1 protein-coding gene is annotated in these 1,450 nt (G+C 44.5%); it reads right to left on the bottom strand.

What is annotated here, in order from left to right:
• Positions 1 to 267: 267 nt before the first annotated feature.
• Positions 268 to 1,182, bottom strand: coding sequence for an SdiA-regulated domain-containing protein (locus AKL11_RS02985; protein ID WP_067515114.1), 915 nt, complete (start codon positions 1,180 to 1,182; stop codon positions 268 to 270).
• Positions 1,183 to 1,450: the final 268 nt, after the last annotated feature.

Raw genomic sequence — 1,450 nt, 5'->3', positions numbered from 1 at the left:
TCGGTCAATGGGTCTGAAAGTCCATTTGTTCATTGGCTGGCTGTCTTTTACGATCTTGCGGGTATTATACTCAAAAGTTGTTCTAAGTCCGACAGGCTCCTAGAGTCTTTAGTTATTTGAAGGTGCTCGCATTTTGTAAGATGTATACCCTTAATAATGTGAAGTGATAGCCAAGAGGGCGCTTTTGTTGCTGCGAGATTATTGGTCAATATCTGTCTTGCCAGGTATGTTTTTTCTGACAAGACAGGGAGAGTAGCCAGTGGATGATCAGTGGTCTGATGTTTTTGAGAACTTATAAAAAAGGTTAGGTTCGCTGAGGATGTAGATGTTCCCATCATCATCCATAGTGACGCCTTCGGCTTGAGGTATGAACGCTTTGAGGCCGTGCCAACCAGTATCGAGTTCCAGAAAACTCAGCTGTTCACCATTGCTGTTAACTTCGGTCAACAAGTGGGACTCGTGGCTTAATACCAGCAAGTGACCGGATTTCTGATCATAGTGTAAGCCAGAAAGGTCATTGTTATAAGCTTTGGCGGCTTCACTGAGAGCGTCTGACTTTTCTATACTGATGACCGGTGGTTGTGAAGGGTTGGTCAGTCCTGCAACTTTATAGAGACGCATTGGGTCGCGTTCTCGGACAACAAAAATGCTGTCGTTTTCCAGGTCCCACGCAACGCCTTCAAAGCCTTTGTTATCACCTGCATCAACCCCAAGGGTCACGCTTGGGAAATCGTCTTTTTTGAGAGATTCCGTGTTGGGTGTGATGGTTAATTGAATCAGACTTTGCTCTCGCTCATCGGCGACAACAAAATGGTTGCCGCCAACCCAGGTGATGGCTTCTACATCCCGAAAGCCTTTCATGGGTATGCGACGAAGTACATCACCATTGTTGGAGAGTTCTACAACCTGATTAATGCCATTCAGTACAATAAACAGTGAGTGGGTCAGAGGGCTCCAGGTGATGCCTGAGGCATCGTCTTCAATCCCTTCCAACACCATGGCGTCAATCACAACGTGATAATCCGGTAACCAGATAGATTCTTCACGGGTGGTTTCTGAGGTGGTTTGCTCCAGATACCAGTCGAATAGGTGATCTTCAACGTCCAGCTCTCTGAGTGCTAAGAAGCCTGCTACCAAAATGACAAATAGAATAAGTGTTTTTTTAAAATAAACTGCGTTCAAAATTCAACCCGGAGAAAAGTCATTGATGCAGTATAGACAACAGAAGTCTTTTAAAAGTTCCCAGGTATAAGTAGTTGTGCAAATGGAATCGAATATTTCTGGCAGAGTGGATGTCCACTTGGTCAGAAAATACGATTTCATTTAGTCAACTGCTTAAACCAAAACTCACTTGAAACCATCGGTTTTATTTTGGTTTTGGCTTAACCGGTTTTCTGAGCACCTCTTCCTCCTCGTCAAGAGACGTCTTGGTATGGAGTCTGTCGGCTAA

Origin of the sequence: Endozoicomonas ascidiicola (assembly GCF_001646945.1) — a bacterium.
In the GTDB taxonomy this organism is placed as follows: Bacteria; Pseudomonadota; Gammaproteobacteria; order Pseudomonadales; family Endozoicomonadaceae; genus Endozoicomonas; species Endozoicomonas ascidiicola.
This window is presented reverse-complemented; position numbering and strand designations above follow the sequence as displayed.